We start from the raw sequence: 18,525 nt of genomic DNA, 5'->3' as shown, positions 1-18,525 counted from the left end.
CCCCACTCGGCCAGGTCTTTACTTCTGCACTCATGAACGCTCCGTAACGGCGATCCATGACTCTGGGGTGGGGACTGTGGAGTGGGGCCAGAACGTGCGCAGTGGTCTGAGGGTGACGAGTTGGGGAGCGGTCGCGAGCGCTGGTGGCCGCCCTGACGCTGTCCGTGAACGTGCCGTCGGCGGGCGCGGCGCCCGCGTGCACCGCCGGGACGGAGTCGGACTTCAACGGAGACGGCATCCGGGACACCGCCGTCGCGGACGCCGAGGCCACCGTGGACGGCAAGGTCGGCGCGGGCCTCGTCCGCGTCGTGCTCGGCGGCGGCAAAGGGGTCGCCGAGTTGTCCCAGCAGCTGAGCGACATGACCGCGAACCCGGAGGCAGGCGACAAGTTCGGCTCGTCGATCGCCGTGTACGACGCCGACCAGGACGGCTGCGCGGACCTGGTGGTGGGGACTCCGTACGAGGACGTCACCACCGCCGCCGGGCCGCAGGAGGACGCGGGAGCGGTGTACGTGATCCACGGCAGGCCCGCGGGCATCGGCGAGGGCTCCGTGATCGACAGCTACACCCAGGCGGGGCTCGACGGCTCCACCGTCACCGAGGCCGGGGACCTGTTCGGCGTGGCCGTCGCGGCGGGAACGACGTCGCACGGCAAGCCGTTCCTGGCCGTCGGAGTGCCGGGGGAGGACATCGGCACCGCGCAGGACGCCGGGAGCGTCCACTACGTCCAGGGCACCACCAAGTCAACGGTCAGCCAGGACGATCCGGGAGTCCCCGGCGTGGTCGAGGCGCACGACCGCTTCGGGTACGCGCTGGCGGCGACCGACCGGTACCTCACGGTGGGCGCGCCGGGCGAGGCGATCGCGGCCGAGTCCGGGGCGGGCGCGGTGGCGCTGTTCCGCCACACCCTCGACAACGGCCGCCCGGCCGTCGTCGACGGCCTGGACGAGAACCATTCGGCCCTGGTGTCCGGCACGTCCGAGAAGGGCGACCGCTTCGGCACCTCCCTGTCGATGGTCGCGTACCGCCCCGCGGGCACGGAGTCCGAGAAGGACGCCCTGCTGGCGATCGGCACCCCCAACGAGGACGTCAGCGACGTGACCGACGCCGGAGCCGTCACGGTCGTACACGTCAAGGAGAACGGCACCGTCAGTGAGGTGAACCTCATCGACCGCCTCTCCCCGCAGGTCGAGAGGACCCCGTGGTGAGCGACTTCTTCGGCCAGCGGGTCGCCCTGGCGCACACGGCTCCCGGCGCGGTGGGCACCGCGTCGACAGTCAAGCTCGCGGTGAGCGTGCCGAACCAGGAGGTGGGCCCCGCGGAGAACTCGGGGGCCGTCCATGTCTTCCGGGGACTCGGGGCACCGGGCACGGGTGACCAGATCCTGACCCGCGGTGGCGGGGTGCTGCCGGACGCCCCGGAGGCACGCGACTTCACGGGGCTCGGCCTGTGGGCCTCGGCCACGGACCTGTACGTGGGGGTGCCGTACAGCAAGACCGTGGGCGCGCAGAAGGGCGTGGTGTACGTGGCGCCGTGGAGCCGCGTCGGCGGTGGCGCAGGAGAGGTCCGCACGCTGAAGCCCGGCGCGGACGGCCTGCCCGACCAGGGCAAGGCCTTCGGCACCGCCATCCGCTGACGCTCTCCTCATGCCGCGAGGCACGACGGTGAGGCAGCACGGCGACGCACGACTCGACACCGACCGGCCACGGGGCGCGTCGGCACTCAACCAAAGGTGGGGGACACCGTGAACAGCAGAGCCATGCGCCGAGCCCGCGGTCGGGCCGCCATCGTGGTGTGCGCGCTGACCGTCTTGCTCACCGCCGGGATCTCCGGCCTCCCAGGGCCGGACACCGCGGTCGGCGCCGCGGACGGCGAGCGGAGGGGGAGCGCCACGGGCGACGCACCGCGTGCGAAGGCGCCCCGGAGCGCACCGACGGAGAGCGCCGCGACCACCGCGGCCGCACGTTCGGGCAAACCGGTCGAGGTGCTGTCCCTGCGGGGCGAGCGCGGTCAGACCTTCGCCAACCCCGACGGGACCTTCACCGCCAAGGAGTACGCGCGGCCCGTACGCACGCGCAAGCACGGCAAGTGGGTCGACATCGACACCACCCTGGTGAGGCGGCCGGGCGGCCACCTCGCGCCACGGGCCACGGCCACGGCCGTGACCGTCTCCGGCGGTGGCACCGGGCCGTTCGCGACCATGCAGCGCGACGGCAGGACAATGTCCGTCTCCTGGCCCGGCAAGCTGCCCGAGCCCGTGGTCGACGGCGACACCGCGACGTACCGGTCCGTCCTGCCCGACGTCGACCTGGTCGTCCGCGTGGAGAACGAGGGGTTCGCGCACCTGCTGGTGGTCAGGACTCCGGAAGCCGCGGACCACCCGCGGCTGAAGAGCGTCGAACTGCCCCTCCGGGTGCGCGGAGTCGACCTCGGCGCACACCCCGACGGCGGGTTCGTGGCCCGCGACAGGACGTCCCGAGGCACCGTGTTCGAGGCTCCGCAGCCCGTCATGTGGGACTCCCGTGGTGCCGCCCGGCCGCGCGGTACGGCCGCCGTGGCCCGCGCCGCCGCCGCGCCTCCGGACGGAGCACGCGTCGCCGACGTGGGCCTCGGCGTCGGCAACGGGAAGCTCACCCTGAGGCCGGACATGAACCTGCTCAAGGACAGGGAAACGCGGTACCCCGTGTTCATCGACCCGGTCAACAGGACCACGAGCCGCACCGGCTGGACGTGGGTGTCGTCCGGCAGCCCCGACAAGGAGGGCTGGAAGTTCCCCGACTCCGACGGCCCGGAGTTCGGTCGCGGCGTCGGCCGCTGCCCGACGAACGCCTCCACCCGCTGCACGGGGACGAACGACGTCCAGCGGCAGTACTACGCCCTGCCCACCGGCGGCCTCGGCGGCAAGACGATCCTGAAGGCCGAGTTCGCGATCACCCTCGTGGGGACGTACAACAGCGAGGCGCGCTCGGTGCAGTTGCACCGCGTCAACAGCTCCGGCGGCAGTGCCATCAACGCCCGGACGAACTGGTCCAATAAGCCGTCGAACAAGGAGCACCTGGCCTCCGACTCGCCGACGAACCCCGCGGGGACCTGCTCGCCGGTCAACCAGAACGTGCGGTTCAACGTCAAGGGCACGATGGAGAAGGCGGCGGCGAGCGGCTGGGACACCACGACCTTCGGACTCCAGGCCGCGACTGAGGACTCCGTCGTCTCCTGGAAGCGGTTCTGCAACAACGCCGCGCTGGAGATCACGTACAACCGGCCCCCGTACCAGCCGAAGATGAGCGAGCTGTCGATGGACCCCGGCGGCCGGTGTGTCTACGACGAGCCCGACAAGCACCTGACGAAGGTGCCTCCGACGCTGTCCGCGGTGATCTGGGACCCCGACCACGGAGACGCACAGGGCAACACCGAGAAGCTGCGCGCACAGTTCGAGGTCTTCTGGACGGAGAAGAACGGAGAGAAGAAGAGCTACACCGTCACCACCGGCTTCCTGCCGTCCAACACGTCCCCGACCCGCGACAGCGGGTTCGAGGAGTTCACCTACAAGGTGGGCAGCGACATCCCGGGTGATGGAACCGGCGCGTTCAAGCTGCCGGAGAACACCGAGATCGGCTGGTGGGTCCGTGGCGGCGACAGCGAGGCATGGGGCCCGTGGAGCCACGAGGGAGACGCGACGCGCTGCCAGTTCATCCTCGACACGACCAAGCCGGACGCCCCGGCGGTCACCTCGTCGGAGTACCCCAACGACGGCAAGCCGCACGTGGGCGTCGGCGACTACGGCACGTTCACGGTGCACGCGCCCGGCACCGACGTGGCCAGGTACCGCTATCAGTTCACCGGCGAGGCGGAGCGGATCGCCACCCCGCCCGAGCCGGGCAGGCCCGCCGTGATCCGCTGGATGCCGCCGCGCGAAGGGATCACCACCCTCTACGTCGAGGCCGAGGACAGGGCGGGCAACAGCCGCCGCGTCACCACGTCCCACCGCTTCCGCGTCACCAAGGGCCGGGCGCCGAAGGCATCCTGGGCCCTCGCCGACCCCGTCGGCTCCTCACACGCCGTCGGCGGCGACGGAACGGCACCCGCGCAGGCGGGGCGCGGGGTGGCCTTCGGCGCCGACGGGCCGCACGGCTCGCTGCGCACCGGAGCGCGGCTCGACGGCACGGCCGAGGCGTACCTCAACGCGGGCCGCCACATCGTGGACACTGACAAGACCTTCACGGTGGCCGCGTGGGTGCGGCTCCCGGAACTGCCGGACACCTCGATGAGTGTCCTCAGCCAGGACGGCTCCGCCCAGTCCGGCTTCTCGCTCGGCTACGACGCCTCGTCCCGGCGCTGGTCCTTCCTCGCCCCCGACACGGAGGTCGACTCAAGGATCTCCTGGGAGGTCCGGGGCCCCAGCCGGTCCCCGGCGAATGGACGCACCTAGTCGGCGTCTACGACAAGGATGAGGCCACGGCCGCCCAGGCGGGCCCGACGGGCGTCATGCGCATGTACGTCAACGGGACGCTGGTCAGCGGCGACGTCCAGGAACGCCCGACGACCTGGAACGCCACGGGCTCCCTCCAGATCGGACGGGCCCTCGAACCCGCCGGGTACACCGCTCACCTCAAGGGCACGATCGCCGACGTCCAGGTCTTCGACCGGGTCGTGACCGCGGAGGAGACCCAGAGCCTCGGCGGCGTCCCGCCGCTCCAGCTCGCCTACTGGGACGCGGACGAGGCCGTCGCCGGACAGGTGCCCGACCGCGTCGGCGGCAGCGGTCTGACGCTCGCGGGCGACGCCTCCGTCTACCAGCCGGACGACACCTGCGAGCCGACCGACCCGTCATGCGTCCCCGCCGCCCAGCCCTTGTGGGGCGACGGCCACCTCGCGTTCCCCGGCAAGGACGGCTACGCGAGCCGCCCGCCCGGCCTGCTCCAGCCGAAGGCGAGCTTCACCCTGGCCGTCCGTGCCCGGCTCTCCGCGCCGGACGCCAGGACCGACCAGGCCGTGATCACGCTGCCCGGCACGAAGGGGCAGGCCGCACGGGTGCGGTACGACGCCGGGAGCAAGCGCTGGCAATTGGTCCTCACCGCGAAGGACGCGACCAACGCGGCCGAGACCCGCGTCGAGGCCACCGGAACCACCCCCAGCAGCGAGGGCGTCGGCGACCACCTGGCGCTGGCCTACAACGCGCTCTTCGGCGAGGTACGGCTCTATGTCAACGGCAGGTGGACCGGACAGGCCGTGCCGTGGACCCACAGCTGGGACCTGTCCACGACCGGGCTCCAGGTCGGGCGCACCGGCCTCGCCGCGAACGGCTCGGAGTACTTCTCCGGCGCGATCGACGAGGTGCGCGTCTTCGCGGGCGCCCTGGACGAGCCGCTGGTGGCACGGATCTCGGGCCTCACGTCCGGCCGGTCCGCCTCCTGAGCACGGCCCGAACCCCGACGTCAGACTCCCTGGAGAGGTGACATGCCTACGCTCAGATGGTTCCGCTCGCCGTCGCGTCGCGCGCGTCGGGGGATCCGCCGTCAGATCGTGACCGGCCTCGGCGTCGCGCTCGCCGTGAGCCTGCTGCCCCCGTACACGCCAGCAGCCCCAGCCGACGATTCACGCACCCAACCCCCGAGTCTCCAGAGCGACTTGGGCAAACCCGTACCAGGCGAGGATCTGAAGCCGAAGGCGCGCGGAGCCAACCCGGTGGACAAGGCGAGGGTCACCGAGGCTCCCGACGTCAGATGGCCGAAGCCGGGCCGCGACGTCGTCACCCTCGGTGACAAGGGGACCCGGGCAGAGGGGTTGCCCGTCGAAGCCGGACCCCCGATCCCAGGGCGAGATCGAGACCCGTTCCCGAGACGGTCGCAGTCCGCGTACTGAGCCGGGAGCGAGCGAAGGCGGCGGGCGTCGACGGAGTGCTGCTCACCGTCGCCGACGCGCGGCCCGAGGACGCGAAGGCCGGGGGGACCGTCCACGTCGCCCTCGACTACTCCGGCTTCGCCGAGGCCTACGGCGCCAGCTACGGCTCCCGACTTCGCCTCGTGCAGCTGCCGGAGTGCGCCCTGACCACCCCGCGCACCGACCGCTGCACCACTCCGCGCGCGCTGCCCAGCAGCACCAACCACAGCGCGGACCGGACCGTGAGCGCGGACGTGCCGGTCCGCGCGGGCGGCCCGGCGGACGAGGCACCGGTGACCGTGCTCGCCGCCACGGCCGGTCCCTCGGGCGACCAGGGCAGCTTCGGCGCGACCCCGCTAGCACCGTCGTCGGAATGGAGCGTGGCGAACTCCTCCGGCGCCTTCAACTGGTCCTACCCGCTGCGCACCCCGCCCGCGCCGGGCGGCCTGGTCCCGTCGGTCACCCTCGGCTACAACTCGCAGGGCGTCGACGGCCAGACGGCCGCCACCAACAACCAGGGCTCCTGGATCGGTCAGGGCTTCGGCTACGAGCCCGGCTACATCGAGCGCCGCTACAAGCCGTGCGCCGACGACGGCCACCCGAGGACCAACGGCGACCTGTGCTGGGCCTACGACAACGCGACCATCCAGCTCGCGGGGGGCACTTCTGGGGAGCTGATCAAGGACGACGACACCGGCGAGTGGCGGGTCAGCGGCGACGACAACAGCAAGATCGAGAAGCTCACCGGTGCGAGCAACGGCGACGACAACGGCGAGCACTGGCGCCTCACCACCACTGAAGGCACTCAGTACTACTTCGGCCTGGACAACCTCCCCGGCTACACCACGGGCAAGGAGCAGACCCGCTCCGCCTGGACCGCCCCCGTGTACGGCGACGACTCCGGCGAGCCCTGCCACGACGCGGACCTCGGCAAGGCCCACTGCAAGCAGGCCTGGCGCTGGAATCTCGACTACGTCGTGGACCCGCGCGGCAACGCCATGTCGTACTTCTACGGCAGGGAGACCAACCACTACACGCAAGGCCTGCTGACCGAGGAGAACGGCAAGCCCTACACCCGGGGCGGCTACCTCAAGCGCGTCGACTACGGGCAGCGCGACGGCAAGGTCTACGACGTCCCGGCCGCAGCGCGCATGGTCTTCGACATCGACGAGCGCTGCCTGGGCCCGGCCGCCGACTGCGAGCCCGGCGACCTCAACGACGCTACGGCCGCCCGCTGGCCGGACGTGCCGTGGGACCTCAACTGCAATGCCGACACCAAGTGCAAGGGCCAGAACAGCCCGACCTTCTGGACCCGCAAGAAGCTGAGCAAGGTCACCACGCAGATCCGCGACGGCTCCGGCTACGCCGCCGTGGACTCCTGGACGCTTGGTCACGACTTCACCGACAACCGCGACAGCTCCAAGTCCCTGTGGCTCAACAGCATCAAGCACACCGGCCACGCGGGCTCGGGCACCGCTGAGTTGCCCGCGGTCGAACTCCTCGGCCAGCAGCTGCCCAACCGGGTCGACAAGCCCGGCGACAACATCCAGCCGATGAACCGCTTTCGCCTGTCCGGCGTGGCCAACGACACCGGCGGTCAGCTGAACGTCCACTACCGCGCCGCCGAGTGCAAGGCCGACGCGTTGCCGGACCCGGACGCCTCCAGCAAGGCCTGCTACCCGGTCAAGTGGAACCCGCCCGGGGAGGACAAGCCGATCACCGACTGGTTCCACAAGTACCTGGTCGAGCGCGTGGTGGAGAAGGACCTGACGGGCGGCGCCCCGGACATGGTCAGCACCTACGACTACCTCGGCAACCCCGGCTGGCGGAAGGCCAAGGCCGACGGCATCACCAAGGACGAGTACCGCACCCGCAGCGACTGGCGCGGCTACGGCAAGGTCCGCGTCACCAAGTCCGACGGCACCGCCCACGCGTCCAACCAGCGCTCGGAGCACGTCTTTCTGCGCGGCCTCGGCGGCGACGTCACCGACTCCACCGGCACCAAGCACGCCGACAACGAGGAACTCTCCGGCCACGAGCTGGAGACGACCACCTACGACGGTGGCTTCGCCGAGGACAAGGTCGTCGAGAAGAGCATCAGAACGACCTGGTCACGCGCCACGGCGACCCGCGTCAAGGACTGGGGCACACGCAAGGCGCACTACGTCCGCCCCGCGGCCACGACGACGTACACGGCACTCTCGTCCGGCGGATGGCGGGAGACCAAGTCCATCCACCGCTACGACACGGCCACCGGCCGCGTCGTCGAGACCGACGACTACGGCAAGGTCGGGGACGCCGACGACAACCAGTGCGTCCGCACCGAGTACGCGGACAACGCGGGCAAGCGGCTCCTCGGTCTGGTCTCCCGGGTGGAGAAGGTCGCCGTCTCCTGCGACGCCAAGCCTGACCGGGCGAAGGACGTCATCTCCGACGACCTCACCTTCTACGACGGCAAGGGCCTCGGCGAGGCCCCGGTCAAGGGCGACATCAGCAAGGTCCAGCGGCTCGCCTCACACGACGGCACCAAGGCTGTGTACGAGACGGTGACCGAGACGCCCGACTACGACGTCTTCGGTCGCCCGCTGCGCGTCAAGGACGCCAAGGGCGCCGAGACGAAGCTCGCGTACACCGAGACGGATGGTCTGACGACCAAGCTCACCGAGACGAACCCGCTCGGCTGGGAGATGTCGACGGAGTACGTCCGCTCCTGGGGCAGCGTGGCCGCGCAGATCGACATGAACGGCAAGCGCACCGACCTCGCCTACGACCCGCTCGGCCGCCTCACCTCGGTCTGGCTGCCCGACCGCTCCAAGTCCTCCGGCGTCACCCCGTCGGTCAAGTACGGCTACCTCGTCCGCAAGGGCGCGCCGACCGCCGTCAAGACGGAGCGGATCGGGAACGACAACACCTACGGCACCGAGTACGCCCTCTACGACGGCATGCTGCGGCCCCGCCAGGAACAGGTGGAGGGCCCCGAGGGCGGCCGCCTCATCGCGGAGACCCACTACGACGGCCTCGGCAACGTCGTCGAGACGGACAGCGACTACTACGCCAGGGGCGCCCCGAGCGACGCGGTGTTCGTACCCACCGGCGAGATCGACGGGCGGACCCTCACCCGGTACGACGGCGCCGGACGCAAGACCGCGGAGATCTTCCAGTCGGCCGACGTGGAGAAGTGGCGCACGACGTACGCGTACGGCGGTGACCGGGTCCACGTCGACCCGCCCGCGGGCACCCCGCCCACCACGACCATCACCGACGGCCGCGACCGCACGACGGAGATACGCCGCTACAAGGGCGACAAGCCGCAGCCCACGGGCCCGGCCGCCGACTACGAAGCGACCACGTACACGTACACCCCGGCCGGTGAGCTGAGGGCGGTCAAGGACCCGGCGGGCAATACCTGGTCGTACGACTACGACCAGCGAGGCCGCAAGGTCGCGTCGCGGGACCCGGACACGGGCAGGTCCACGTACGCGTACGACGTCCTCGACCACCTCACGGCGACGACGGACGCGCGCGACAAGAAGACATCCACGAAGTACGACGTGCTCGGCCGCCCGAGTCCACCTGGGAGGGCGAGCCGGACACCGGCACCCGCCTCACGGTCACCAGCTACGACAAGGTCGCCAAGGGGCAGCTGTACGGCACGTACCGGTATGACGAGGGCAAGCCGATGGCCGCGACCCTCAATGTCCAGCTCGACGCGATGTACCAGCCGCTCAGGACCCAGGTGGCGCTCAGCGGCACGGCCGAGCCCGAGCTGAAGGGAACCTACGAGTTCGGCACGTCGTACAACCCGGACGGTACGGTCGCCGCGCAACGCCTGCCCGCGGCGGGCGGCCTGCCCGCCGAAACCCTCGACTACGTCTACGACGACCTTCAGCGCCCCACCCGCCTCAACACCACCCTGGGTGACCAGCCCACCGGCACCTACGTCTCCCAGGCGGCGTACGCCCCCACCTCCCAGCTCCAACGCTTGACGCTGGGACCGACCGGAGGGTCCGGGACCAGGACGGCGCAGCTGTCGTACGAGTACGAGCGTGGCACCGACCGGCTCACCAACTCCAGTGTGTACACCGCCGACACGGACCTGCTGTACGACGCCGACTACACCTACGACGAGTCCGGCAACGTCACGTCCATCGCCGACACCCCCAAGAACGGCCAGGCCGACGTCCAGTGCTTCCGCTACGACTGGCAGCGCCGCCTGAAGACGGCCTGGGCGACCGCCCTCTCCTCCGACGGCGCGGCGGGCACGAGCAAGCAGAACGCGGCGTGCGCCCCCGACCCGACGCGGGCGACGCTCGGCGGCCCGGGCGCCTACTGGCAGGACTTCGCCTACGACACCGCGGGCAACCGCAGTCAGCAGACCCTGCACGGGGTGGGTGGCAGGCCCGACGTCACGCGCACCTACACGTACGGCGAGGACTCGTCCGGCGACGGCGGCCCGCACACACTCACCAAGGTCGTTCAGGAAACCCCCGCCAGCGGTGCGGGACCGGCGGTCACGTCCCAGGACACGTACGAGTACGACCAGGCGGGCAACACCGAGCGCCGCGTCCTCAACGGCACGACGACGGACCTGAGGTGGAACGTCGAGGGCGGTCTGGCCAGGGCCTCGAAGGGCGGCGGTCAGGACACGGCGTACCTCGCTGACCCGTCCGGCGCCCGGCTGCTCCGCAAGGCACCGGGCAAGCACACGCTGTACCTGCCGGGCATGGAGCTGGCCCTCGACACCTCCTCGCGCGCGGTCGAGGCGACCCGTTACTACACCTTCGCGGGCCAGACGGTTGCCCTGCGCACCGCGAAGGGTGTCCAACTCCTGGCGGGCGACCACCACGGCACCATGTCCCTCGCCCTGGACGCGGCCTCCGGCCAGGTGACCCGCCGCCGCCTCGACCCCTTCGGCAACGGGCGCGACCTCGCCCCCGGCGGCGGCTCCTGGGTCGACGACAAGGGCTTCCTGAACAAGCCGGTCGACGCCGCGACGGGCCTGACGAACATCGGTGCCCGCGAGTACGAGCCCGAGAACGGCCGCTTCATCTCCGCCGACCCCTTGATCGACTTCACCGATCCCCAGCAGATCAACGGCTACGCCTACGCCAACAACAACCCCGTCACCCAGTCCGACCCGTCCGGCGAGGCCCCCATCGACTGCGCCCTGATCGGCGTGTCGTGTGCGAAGAACGACAAGGGCGGTTTCGACGTCAAGACGACGGACGCGTACGAGGAGTACCACGGGGTCGGCAAGACCGACACGGAGAAGAGGGCCGAGTCCGCCCGGGCGCAGGCCAATCACGAGAGCTCGACGGCGAAGTCGACCGCCAAGGCGCTCGCCAAGCTCGTCGGCGAGGAGCTGGGCATCAGCGACGCCCTCGACTGCTTCACGACGGGCAGCCTGGGCAGCTGCGGCAATACCGCGATCGGCGTGCTCACCAACCTGGGCCCGGCGAAGATCGCCAAACTCCTCAAGAAGTACGCCCTGCATCCCCGGAAGCTCGCCGTCCTGGTGAAACGCACCGTGGGGCTGATCGACAAGCTCAAGGACAGCTTCCAGCGCTGGCGCAAGCTCGACAAGAAGGCCGACGAACTGGAGGACGCCGCCAGGAGGGAGTGCCTGTCCAACAGCTTCACACCGGACACGAAGGTCCTGATGGCAGACGGCCGTACGAAGGCCATCAAGGACGTCAAGGTCGGCGACAGGGTCGTGACCACGGACCCGAAGACCGGTAAGAAGCGGATCAGGACGGTCACGGCGGAGATCAAGGGCGAGGGCGCCAAGCACCTGGTCAAGGTCACGATCGACGTGGACGGCGGCAAGGGCACCAGGACGTCCTCCATCACCGCGACCGGCGGCCACCCCTTCTGGGTCCCGAAGCTGAACCGGTGGCTGGACGCGACGGACCTTCACCCGGGCCAGTGGCTCCGCACGAGCGCGGGAACACTCGTCCAGATCACGGCGGTCGAGCGGTGGACCCAGCGGGCAGGCGTTCACAACCTGACGGTCGCGGATGTCCATACGTACTATGTGCTGGCGGGACAGACGCCGGTGCTCATTCACAACAGCAATGGCTGTCCTAATGGCAAGCTGTCAGATCCGCTTCCGCAGGGGATGTCGAGGCACTTCGTCAATGCGTATGACGAAATCAGGGCCGGGAGAGGCGTTCCGCAGACGGATCCTGCCACGGGAGCGCAGAAGGTATTCCAAGGCAGGGCGACTCACGAGAAGCGATGGGCCGGCGCCTTGGAGTATCGAGTTCCCGGATCTAAGGGGGACAGCGCTCGGATTCTAGCGAAGACCCTGCCCGATGGTCGGGTAGTGATGGGATGGACGAACGACCACTACAAGACGATCAAGCCCTTCAGTGCGCCTCACTTCCCTGACTCTGGGTGGTAGTAGGTAGGAGTAAATACAATGGAGAGTCCGGAGAGGTCACCGTCAAGCCTCTCCGGATTCTCCGCTAGAATTCGCCTGGTCGGCAGCGGGAAGGTGCGAGATGAGTGAAAGCGGTTCGATTATTCCCCTCTATCACCTAGTCGAAGAAGAGACCGGAACGGTAATTATCGCGGCGCGCGAAATTGGCGGGTTCTTTGTGGAGTCGGATCACGCGCAACCAGAGGAAATCTTGATCTACGGGTCGGCGCGAGAACCGGTCCGCCTCGGCAAGGACCTGTTCGACGTGGAGCTGCGCGTGGTCAACTCGCTCGGCAAGGCGATCGGGTCGTATTACATCGGGCGGGTGGGGCTGCGCTCTACGTTCGAAGGGGAGGGAATACCCGAGCGGGGCGGCTTCGTTGCAACCTTCTATGGCCATACCTGCCCGTACGCCACGGCGGGAGCGATCTGGCGTCGTTGGGCTTCGGGAAGTCCCCTCGAGAATGGGGAATGGGCCAGGTATCCCGTCGAATCGCATGATAGCTGGCTCCATGTGGTTCAGAACTCCTGGTTCGAAACTGGTCATGCGGCTAAGAGATACGGCGGTGGAGAGACCTGTGTAATCGATGGCAGGCAGATTCTCGGTGAAAGTAGCTTCTACTGCGCACTTGGTGAATCGGTTAATGGCCCCGGTGGATATTTTGGATCCACTCTCGACGGGCTTGCTGATTGTCTTGCGTCGTCCCGAAATGCTGGCGCTCCGTTCGAGTTGGTCTGGGAACACTTTTCCGGTGCGCAGGAAAGGATGGGTGCCTCGCTGTCGGCGTCCGTCATGGACGTTCTGAGGGAATTCGGCGTAGACGTGAAGCTCAGGTAGAAGCGCTCGGTTTCTGGAAATCGGGAGTGCAAATTTGAAGGCCCGCCGGGCGATTCCTGGTGGGCCTTCAGTGGGTCTTTACGGCAGTAGTTGACGGCAACGTCAGTGGGCGCGGGCGGCACAGATTGGCGGTTCGTCGCCGTCGGAGCGTGCCGTCTCGTCGGCCTCCCGGCTGACGAGCACGGTGCCGAGGGTGTCGATGGCGTCTCGCTGGGGGCGGAGCCTGACGTGGGCGTAGACGGTGGCGGTGACGCCGATGTGGGCGTGGCCGAGGAGTTCTTTGATCACGACGAGTTCGACTCCCTGCTTCAGGAGCAGGGTTGTGGTGGAGTGGCGGAGGTCGTGAAAGCGGATGCGGCGGAGACCAGCACTGCGGAGGAGTGTGGTGAAGGCGCGGGTGAGGTTGGTCGGGTCGATCGGTCGGCCTTGCGCAGTGGTGAACACGTGCCGCTGTGCTGCCACGCGGCGTCTGCGGCCTCACGTTCGCGCTGTTGCTGCTCACGGTGGAACTTCAGCGATTGGACGCAGCGGGTGGGGAGGGCGATGCGGCGCTCGGAGGCTCGCGTCTCGGTGGGCAGCGTGGTGAGATCGCCCGCATTGGTGCGCTGGAGGGTTCGGCGGATGACGGCGGTGCCCGTGTCGAGGTTGAGGCCTTCCCAGTGGACCGAGGAGTTCGCCCTTGCGGAGTCCGGTGTGGAGGGCGAGTTCGAACAGGGCGTACAGCCGGTGGCCTTGGGCTGTGGTGAGGAGCTGGCGGGCTTCGTCGGCTGTGAGGGGTTCGAAGCGTCGGGGCCGCGGAGTGCCGGTGCGGACGTTGCGGGCGGCGTTGCGCGGGATCTTGTCCTCCCTGACGGCGTGCTCGAGCGCGGACACGAGGACGGAGTGCACGCAGGTCAGCGTCAGCGGTGACAGGGTCATTCCGCGGCACCTGCCGAGCGCACAACAACGGGGGTGGTTGCGCCGGGTGTCGAGGCCGCCTGCGCGGCTGGCACTGGGTGCGGAGCTGGTTGAGCCAGGCGCGGACGTCTCCGGCCCTGCGGGGCCGCAGCCCGTTCCTGTCTCCGCCCCGCTTGCCGTCGGCCTCACCGGTGCGGGTGCGCAACTGCCCTACAGCGAACTACCCGCGGCACTGCCGCAGACCTCGGCCCTCTTTGAGGGTGGCGGACTGGCCTGGAAATGGCCCTTGGCGCAAGAAACTGAACAGGTACCTTGGGCCAAGATCAGAGACTCGCATTTCGTTCAACCTGGACGGGTTCACAGACCCCGTGGCGTCAGCACGTGACGGCAGGTTGGTTGACCCGAGCGGATTCGAAGGGTTGACCAACTGGGAACTCTATCGGGTGATCCAGTCTCCACACGTGTGGGGCAGGATCACTGGTACAGAAGGGGAGAGCCGGTTGACAATCCATTCCGATGATGAATCCGATCCTTCCGCATGGCTCTCCTCTGAACGCACTTTTAGGGTTTGGCGCTATGAGGGGCACTCCCAGCTTCTCATCCATGCCGCTCCGGCCGACGCGGAGGAGTCATCGCTCGACTTGCTCTGTGAAGGCGTGCAGGCGATGCAACTGGTCGTGTGGTACCGAGAGGTCGTTGATCCGCTGTGCCGAGGAAGCGGAGCGCATGCGGATGTTGGCCTTCGCTGACATCCGAGAAGAATGGTGGGAGCGGTATCTCACTTGGACTGCGCTACCTGAGCGGATCGGGATTCGTGCTGTGCGGGCACCTTTCTGCGGTGCGTCGAGAGCCCGAACACTCGCTTGGTGCTGGCGAGTTCGACGGGCCACATGTCGTATGGAGAACTCGCCGATAATGGCTCCGGGGGCGGAGGCGCGCTCTGTTTGGACGTTGGTCGAGCGGTCGGTGGCGGTTTACCGCCGTCGGGCCGCACACCCGGCCACGCGACTGGGCCCCACCCCGCTTCTCGTCTGCCAGACGTAGTGCGTGCGTGACAGTCCTGATGGCCGCTCAAGAACCCCGCTTTTCTGAGCAGGGCGAGGGACGAGGGATGGGGCTGGGCGGAGGTGTTCCGTTGACGACATCCCCGTAGACCCCGTAGACCCCGTGGGCCCGCGCTTCAAAGGCCTGCCTTGTCCTCAGAGGCGGAAGACGCGGCCGTGGCGCCACCGCTGCGGCCGTGGTCAGCAGCGCCGTCGTACAACTCGGTGCCAGGAGAGGCACGGTGTGCGGGACGCGTCCGCTCATGGTGCGAGGGCAGAGGGGCGGGCGGGGCGGGGAAGAGGGGAGCTGTCATGCAGGTGGTGGGACGTGGCGGGCGCTGAGGGATAGGGCGTTCGTTGTTGTGTAGTAGGGCCTGAGGCGGGTGGGGCCGGTGTGGGGGTGGGGGAGGTGCACCGGGGGGTAGGGGTTGGGCTTTTTGCGGTCGGGGATGTCGCCGGTGATGCGGCCCAGGGGGACGCGGGTCGTGGGGGTCTGGACGTGGAGGTCCCAGATGGTGTGGTCCGCCGTGCCGTGGTGGGTGTGGGCCTCGGCGTAGGGGAGCGTGAACTGGAAGCGGGGGGTGGGGGGGCGGTGAGGGGAGGGGGTGGAGCGGGACGGTGATGTCCGGTGCGAGTGGGGGTGTGGGGCCGCCGGGGATCGGCGGCGCCGGTGTGCGGCGCGTGGCCGTTGCCGTCGCGCCGGTCGGGGGGAGTTCCGCGGCGCCCAGGAGCAGCCCCGTCACCGTCAGGCCCTCCTCGGTGACCAGCACCCGTTCCACCTCCGCGTGCGCGGGCCGCAGCCAGGTGCGCAGCGCCAGGTAGCCGTCCGCTGTGGTGTACGGGATCCAGGAGGAGACGGACCCGTCGGCGGCGATGACCGGTGGGAGGGTCAGCAGGGCCGCGGTCTCGACGAGATGGGCGCGCAGGCGGTGACGGTCGGCGGGCTTGTCGCTGGGCGTGACGTGGTCGCTGGGCGTGACATAGCAGTCCCAGCGGCCCTCGGTGAGGACGTGGGCCGCGCGGCGCACGGTGGCGACCGTTTCCACCACACGCGGCGCCACCGGCACCGGCGGCGGCACCGGCAGCCGCACCTCGCGCCGCTCGGGGTCCTTCCGCTTGCGCAGGAGCAGGTCGAGGGGGCCCCGCGGGAGCGTGCGGTGGGCGAGGACGACGGCCAGGCTCCCGTCGGCGGTGACGCGGGCGGAGGCGGTAGCGGCGGTAGCGGCGGTGGCGGCCGTGGGGAGCGCGGTGGCCCGCTCCGGCACGGGCGCGGGCGTGGCGCGGTACGGGCCGCCGGTCACGGCCCGGCGGAGCCGCGTACTCAGGCGCGGCCGGGCCGGAGACGTGCGCAGCAGGGACTCGAACAACTGCTCATAGCGGCGCGCGATCACCGAGGGGGCGTACGTCGCCGCCTTCGCGCGGGCCGCCGCGCCCAGTCGGGCGCGCAGACCACCGTCCCCGATGAGCGCCTTCAGCGCGTCCGCGTACGCGTCCACCTCGCCCGCCAGCGGTACGAGCAGACCGTCCTCGCCGTGCGTGATGATCTCCGCCGGGCCGTGGGGGCAGTCCGTCGCGACGACGGGGACACCGCAGTGCATGGCCTCGACGATCGTCATTCCGAACGACTCCATGTCGGAGGAGACCGCCGCGACCGCCCCCTTCGCCCACTCCGTCTCGACCGGCGACACCGGCCCCATGAGGAACGCCCGGTCGTAGAGCCCGAGTTCGTCGATGAGGCGGCGCAGCCGGGCGCGGTCGGGACCGCGGCCGTAGATCCGCAGCGTCCAGTCGGGGTACTCGGCGGCGACCTTCGCGAACGCGGAGACCAGCCGGTCGTACCGCTTCACCGCCACCAGGCGGCCCGCCGCCACGATCACACGGGAGTCGAGGCGCGACGGCGCGACCGCGGGCGCGCTGACGCCGTTCGGTACGCACAGGATTCTGGCCCCGACGCCGGGAAGCGCCGCGCGGTACGCCGCCGCGTCCGCCTCGGAGACCGTCACGAAGGCGTCCAGTCCCCGCGCCGTCGCGGAATTCTGGTCGCGGCGCAGCTGCTCGCTGTGGGCGTTCAGAGAAAGGTGTTCCTGGCCTATGCGGAGATATCCGCCGCGCTCGCGCATCGGGCGCCCGTAGCGCGCCAGATATCCGTTGAGTATGGGGCGCGTCGCGATGACCGCGTCGGCGTCCGTCGCCTTCAGGTACGCGGCGATGCGCCGGTCGTGCAGCGCGGTGAAGCGCAGTCGGCCGAAGTCCACGCCCTTCTCGGGGAACATGCTGTTCGGGCGGCGCGTCAACGCGTGCTCGCCCTCGTACGACGGGCTGTCCTCGCGCATGTCGATCAGCGCGTGTAACCGTACGCGCGGGTCGAAGGGTAATTCCGGTTCCTCCGCCACCCGGTGCACGCTGACGACCTCGACCTCGTGACGGGCGGCGGCGAGCGCGCCGGAAAGGTTCGCCGTGGCGCGGATGGTGCCGCCGATCCCGTACGCGTTGTGAATCAGGAATGCGATTTTCAACCCAGATCTCCCGGTCCGAAGAACGGGCATGAATTCATGGCGCGCGAGGCGTTGTCAACGCGGGGGATAAAAGCGGCGAATGGGGGGTGGGGTGCTGTCGTGGGCCGGGCGTGCGGGGGCGGTTCGCGGGTGGGGCGGGTGTGGTGTGCGGGCGGGAGGTGTGGCGGGGCGTGTGGGTGGGGCGTGCGCGGGGCATGCGCGGCGGGCGTGCGGGCCGGTGGGAAGGTCACCGGCCCGCACCGTCCGCCGCTCCGGTGGGACAACCGGCCGCGACGCGGCGGACCACCCGGCACCCGGTCGTCGCGGGGAGCATGCCGGGTGCTGGCGCGCGGCTCGTGACTCCCCGGCCAGGGACAGTCCGCGGAGCCCGGGACGGAGCCGCACACCCTTACGTTCGGCCGGGAGCGGCGCGCGGATTGGTGCGGGCCCCGTGGATTCGGTGGGGGCGGATGTGGAGCGGGGCGCACGGATCGGTGTGCGCCGCACGGCTTCGGCGGTGGCAGGCGCCGCGCCGAGCGCCAGCGGCGGACCGTTCAACCGTTGTTGATCATTCGTTGAGCGGCGCCCTCGAGAATCGGGCGCAGGCACCGCGCCCGCCCCCCTGGCCGGTGCCGACCACCTGCGGGCCGCGCCGCCGTGCGCCGACCCGGTCGCGTCCGGGAGTCATGTGCTGTTGTGTCCCGGCCCGGACAGCGGCGACGCGCCCGCAGGCCCACCCGCGCGCCAAGGCGGGCCGCCCCAAGCCGCGCCACACCCCGCCAAGCCAGCGCCCCCAGCGCCCCTGGTCCCCCCAACGGCCCGAGTGCCCCGGCACCCCGGCACACCCACCCCACCCCGCCACAGCCCCGCCCCCTGCCCGTCAGCCGCTTGGCGGGACTCGCCCCCCTCCTCCGCCTCAAGGATGACCCTGCATCGCTGGTTTGAGGCAGC

General features: G+C 70.0%; 8 protein-coding genes and 1 pseudogene. 7 read left to right on the top strand and 2 right to left on the bottom strand.

Annotated features, from left to right (window positions below; all coding sequences use genetic code 11):
* Window positions 1–143 precede the first annotated feature (143 nt).
* The 7 genes from ACOBQU_RS14650 (at window position 144) to ACOBQU_RS14620 (ending at window position 13,139) form a co-directional block, all read left to right on the top strand.
* A complete protein-coding gene (locus ACOBQU_RS14650; RefSeq protein ID WP_423627273.1) occupies window positions 144–1,208 on the top strand; it encodes a VCBS repeat-containing protein in 1,065 nt (354 codons plus the stop codon).
* A complete protein-coding gene (locus ACOBQU_RS14645) occupies window positions 1,205–1,636 on the top strand; it encodes a hypothetical protein (protein WP_423627271.1) in 432 nt (143 codons plus the stop codon). Before ACOBQU_RS14650 ends, ACOBQU_RS14645 begins: the two co-directional genes overlap by 4 nt.
* Window positions 1,637–1,744: 108 nt before the next feature.
* On the top strand, window positions 1,745–4,429 hold the full coding sequence (locus tag ACOBQU_RS14640; protein WP_423627269.1) for a LamG-like jellyroll fold domain-containing protein: 2,685 nt from the start codon (window positions 1,745–1,747) through the stop codon (window positions 4,427–4,429).
* Window positions 4,336–5,415, top strand: a complete 1,080-nt coding sequence (locus ACOBQU_RS14635) for a LamG-like jellyroll fold domain-containing protein (RefSeq protein WP_423634484.1) — start codon at window positions 4,336–4,338, stop codon at window positions 5,413–5,415. The genes ACOBQU_RS14640 and ACOBQU_RS14635 overlap by 94 nt, the downstream gene beginning before the upstream one ends.
* 482 nt (window positions 5,416–5,897) lie before the next feature.
* Window positions 5,898–9,650: a hypothetical protein gene (locus ACOBQU_RS14630; RefSeq protein ID WP_423627267.1), complete on the top strand. Its 3,753-nt coding sequence runs from the start codon at window positions 5,898–5,900 to the stop codon at window positions 9,648–9,650.
* A complete protein-coding gene (locus ACOBQU_RS14625) occupies window positions 9,560–12,283 on the top strand; it encodes a polymorphic toxin-type HINT domain-containing protein (RefSeq protein ID WP_423627265.1) in 2,724 nt (907 codons plus the stop codon). Before ACOBQU_RS14630 ends, ACOBQU_RS14625 begins: the two co-directional genes overlap by 91 nt.
* Before the next feature lie 100 nt (window positions 12,284–12,383).
* The gene (locus ACOBQU_RS14620; protein WP_423627264.1) at window positions 12,384–13,139 is read left to right on the top strand and encodes a barstar family protein; all 756 of its coding nucleotides are present in this window, start codon (window positions 12,384–12,386) and stop codon (window positions 13,137–13,139) included.
* A gap of 102 nt (window positions 13,140–13,241) precedes the next feature.
* On the opposite strand, the pseudogene ACOBQU_RS14615 reads toward ACOBQU_RS14620, so the two are convergent.
* Together ACOBQU_RS14615 and ACOBQU_RS14610 are read right to left on the bottom strand one after the other, a co-directional pair.
* Window positions 13,242–14,172, bottom strand: a pseudogene (locus tag ACOBQU_RS14615) (tyrosine-type recombinase/integrase); the annotation flags it as partial.
* 1,044 nt (window positions 14,173–15,216) lie between these two features.
* A complete protein-coding gene (locus ACOBQU_RS14610; RefSeq protein ID WP_423627262.1) occupies window positions 15,217–17,595 on the bottom strand; it encodes a glycosyltransferase family 4 protein in 2,379 nt (792 codons plus the stop codon).
* Between the last annotated feature and the right edge of the window lie 930 nt (window positions 17,596–18,525).

The sequence above is a fragment of the Streptomyces sp. G45 genome, from assembly GCF_049542095.1.
GTDB lineage: Bacteria > Actinomycetota > Actinomycetes > Streptomycetales > Streptomycetaceae > Streptomyces.
The sequence above is the reverse complement of the archived record's forward strand: the minus strand, read 5'-3'. Positions and strand labels throughout refer to the sequence as shown.